Origin of the sequence: Castellaniella sp., assembly GCF_034007085.1 — a bacterium.
Lineage (GTDB): Bacteria > Pseudomonadota > Gammaproteobacteria > Burkholderiales > Burkholderiaceae_B > Castellaniella.
In genome coordinates this window covers 1-3,442 of the sequence record NZ_JAVERO010000178.1, presented here as the reverse complement: position 1 = coordinate 3,442, position 3,442 = coordinate 1, and the positions used below count along the sequence as shown (strand labels likewise).

Annotated in this window: 3 protein-coding genes; 1 reads left to right on the top strand and 2 read right to left on the bottom strand. The window is 67.8% G+C overall.

Features of this window, described 5'->3' with window-relative positions; translation table 11 throughout:
* A partial coding sequence (locus RBR29_RS11225) for a heavy metal translocating P-type ATPase (RefSeq protein ID WP_320349328.1) occupies nucleotides 1-1,696 on the bottom strand: 1,696 nt, incomplete at its 3' end.
* Nucleotides 1,697-1,785: 89 nt separating this feature from the next.
* Here RBR29_RS11225 and cadR point away from each other — a divergent pair.
* Nucleotides 1,786-2,214 (top strand): Cd(II)/Pb(II)-responsive transcriptional regulator, encoded by a 429-nt coding sequence (gene cadR, locus RBR29_RS11220; RefSeq protein ID WP_320349327.1) that lies wholly within the window; start codon nucleotides 1,786-1,788, stop codon nucleotides 2,212-2,214.
* Between the two features lie 9 nt (nucleotides 2,215-2,223).
* On the opposite strand, the gene RBR29_RS11215 is transcribed toward cadR, so the two are convergent.
* The gene (locus RBR29_RS11215) at nucleotides 2,224-3,117 is read right to left on the bottom strand and encodes a cation diffusion facilitator family transporter (RefSeq protein WP_320349326.1); all 894 of its coding nucleotides are present in this window, start codon (nucleotides 3,115-3,117) and stop codon (nucleotides 2,224-2,226) included.
* Nucleotides 3,118-3,442: the final 325 nt, after the last annotated feature.

The window sequence follows — 3,442 nt, the reverse complement described above, 5'->3', positions numbered from 1 at the left end:
CTTCCAGTTCAGCAGAGCACAGGCCGCGTTCGTGGATCAGGCGGTGGTTGCCCAGACAGTACGAGCGACCGTCCACCAGACCCTGGATGCCGCGGCCTGCCAGGGCCTCGAAGGATGCGACCGGTGCAGTGGGTCCACTGTCCAGACCTTGGGCTACGGCGCGCGAAACGGGGTGGTCCGAGCGGGCCGCCAGGGCGGCGGCCAGCGCGTGGCTGTGCTCGGGATCGGCGGTGCCCAGCGCCATTGAGTCGGTCAGCGCAGGCCGGCCATGGGTGATGGTGCCTGTCTTGTCCAGCGCAATCCAGCGCAGCAGGCGGCCCTGTTCCAGATGGACGCCACCCTTGACCAGCACGCCGTGGCGGGCTGCGGCCGCCAGGCCACTGACGATGGACACGGGGGTCGAGATCACCAGGGCACAGGGGCAGGCAATCACCAGCAGGACCAGGGCCTTGTAGACCCAGTCGTACCAGCTGCCCAGGCCCAGCAAGGGCGGCAGGATGGCGATGGCCAGGGCCAGCAGCACGACCAGTGGGGTGTAGACCTGGGCGAAGCGGTCCACGAAACGCTGCGTGGGCGCGCGTGCCGATTGCGCCGATTCGATGGCCTGGATGATGCGTGCCAGGGTCGAATCGTTGGCGGTGGCCAGGACGCGGTATTCCAGTTCGCCCGTGCCGTTGATGGTGCCGGCGTAGACCGGGTCGCCGACCGTCTTGTCCACGGGCAGGCTTTCACCGGTGATGGGGGATTGGTCCACGGTCGAACGGCCCGCTTCCACCTGGCCGTCCAGGGCGATGCGCTCGCCCGGCCGCGCTCTGACCCGGGCGCCCGGCAGGATGCTGCGTGCCGGAACGTCCAGCCAGCTGCCATCGGGCTGGCGGACCGATGCCTGTTCGGGCGCGAGTTGCAGCAGGTCCTGGACGGCGCGGCGGGCGCGGTCCAGCGAACGCGCCTCGATGCGTTCGGCCAGGGTGAACAGCACCATCACCATGGCCGCTTCGGCCCACTGGCCCAGGACCAGTGCGCCGGTGACGGCGATGCTCATCAGGGCGTTGATGTTCATCTGGCCGTGGCGCAGCGCGGTCCAGCCTTTGCGATAGGTGCCCAGGCCGCAGCCCGCGATGGCGAGGATCGCCAGGACCGCCGGGACGGCCCAGGGCGCCTCGGCCCAGTGGGCGGCCTCGGCTGCCAGGGCGGCGGCGCCCGAGGCCGCCAGCGGCCACCAGGATCCGGGCGCCTCGGGCATCGTGCCAGCAGCCGGCGCGGCGGCCTCGCCGGCCTGTTCCGGCGTGAAACCCAGGTCGCGGATCGCCTGCAGGATGGGTTCCAGCGCGTCGGGCGCATGGACGACGGTCAGGACACGCCGCATCAGGTTGAAGTCCAGGGCGCGCACGGCAGGCAGGGCAGCCAATGATTTGCGGATCAGTGCTTCCTCGGTGGGGCAGTCCATTTGCAGGATGCGCAGTTCGGTGCGCAGGTCGTCACCCAACGTGGCGGTTGGCGCCAGGGCTGGGGGGGCTGTGTAGCGCCGGTGTTGTGTGTGGCCATGGCCGTCCTGGTGGTCATGACAGCAGCCAGTGGGCAGGACCTGGATGAGAGGCGCGTGCGCCTGGCTGCACGAAGGAGCCGTGTCGTGGCCGTGGTCGCAGCTTGCGTGCCCGTGGGATTCGTGGGTGTGGTGGATGTGGTCGTGCGGCATGACAGTTCCTGTGCTGCGGTCTATGATGGCAGTACACACCTTGTAGTTGCTATAAGGTCAAGCCTTTGGAACCGATCAGGAGAATCCGCATGAAAATCGGTGCACTGGCTCGCGCTGCCCGGTGTTCCACCGAAACCATCCGCTTCTACGAGAAGGCCGGCCTGCTGCCTGCGCCTGCCCGCAGCGAGAGCAATTACCGGCAATACGGCCCGGCACACCTGGAACGCCTGCGCTTCATCCGCAACTGTCGGGGGCTGGACATGGCCCATGACGAGATCCGGGCCTTGCTGGGCATGATCGATCGCCCCGCACGGGACTGTGGCGCGATCAACCAGTTGCTGGACGAACATATCGCGCACGTCGATGTGCGTTTGCGCGAACTGCGGGACTTGCAGCGCCAGCTGGTCGGGCTGCGGGAACAATGCCGCGCCGAACAGGCAGTGGATGCCTGCGGCATCGTGCAGGGGCTGGCGCGCATGGAAATGGACGGCCCCGCACGGGGGACGCACCTGGGCTGATCCTGCGTCCTAGACCGGATCGAAGTGCGTCATCACGTCCAGCACCGGCAGGTCTGCCATGACGCGGCGCCGGGCCTCGACCGCGATGGCGTGGCCGGCTTCGATCGTCAGCTGGCCGTCCATTTCGATATCGACTTCGACCCAGATCATGTCGCCCATCTTGCGGGTGCGCAGGTCGTGGATGCCGCGCACGCCGGGCGTGCTCAGCAGATGTTCGCGGATGGCGCGTTCCGTGTCGGCATCGGCGGCCCGGTCCACCAGATCGTTGAATGCCTGCCAGGAAAATTTCCAGCCCATGCGCACGATCATCAGGCCGACCACCAGGGCAGCCAGGGGATCGGCCAGGGGCAGGCCCGCCAGGTTGGCGCCGACCCCCAGCGCCACCACCAGGGATGAGGCGGCGTCCGAGCGGGCGTGCCAGGCGTTGGCCACCAGCAGGGTGGAACGCACCCGATGGGCCACATGCAGCAGGTAGCGGAACAGCAGTTCCTTGGCGAGCAGGGCCAGCAGGGCGGCGTAGAGAGCGGCCTGGTGGACGACGGGAATCTGGTCGGGTGCCTGCAGGCCCTGGAAACTGCCCCACAGCATGCCCAGGCCGACGGCGGCCAGCAGCACGCCGATGCCCAGCGTGGCGGCGGTCTCGAAGCGCAGGTGCCCGTAGGGGTGGTCGGCATCCGGGCCCTTGGCGCTGTGCTTGTTGGCAAACAGCACCAGGCCATCGGAGACCAGGTCGGACAGGGAATGGATCGCGTCGGCGATCAGGGCCTGGGAATGGGCAAACAGGCCAATCGCCAGCTGAGCTGCCGACAGCAGCAGGTTCACCCAGACGCTGACCCAGGTGCTGCGGCGGGCGGCTGTCTGGCGGTCCGGAGTTTCGGTACGTACATCGGGCAGGGGATTCATGCCCGGCAGTATACGCTGGGAACCCGGCAAAACCGTATGGCGAGAACCCGGCGCAAAAGAGTACGGGCCGCATACGAAAGGAACCCGGCAAAACAGTACGACGGGAATCCTGCAAGACAGCGCAGTACACTGAGCACCCGGTCAGCCCTACAGGATTGCAGTCTGCATGCGGCTTCACTTTCATTCCACCCTGGTGCGCGGCGCGCGCCTGCTGCGCCGTTTTCCCTGGCACTGGTTGATGGCCTTGCTGGTGGCGGTCGATGGTTACCTGTTTCTGCAGCCGCTCTGGCAGGCCATGGGCAGGCAGGGCCTGTTGGGCACGCTG

Bases quoted from the DNA above. Each gene is read 5' to 3' on its own strand.
- RBR29_RS11215 (WP_320349326.1), bottom strand. From the start codon at position 3,117: ATGAATCCCCTGCCCGATGTACGTACCGAAACTCCGGACCGCCAGACA.
- cadR (WP_320349327.1), top strand. From the start codon at position 1,786: ATGAAAATCGGTGCACTGGCTCGCGCTGCCCGGTGTTCCACCGAAACC.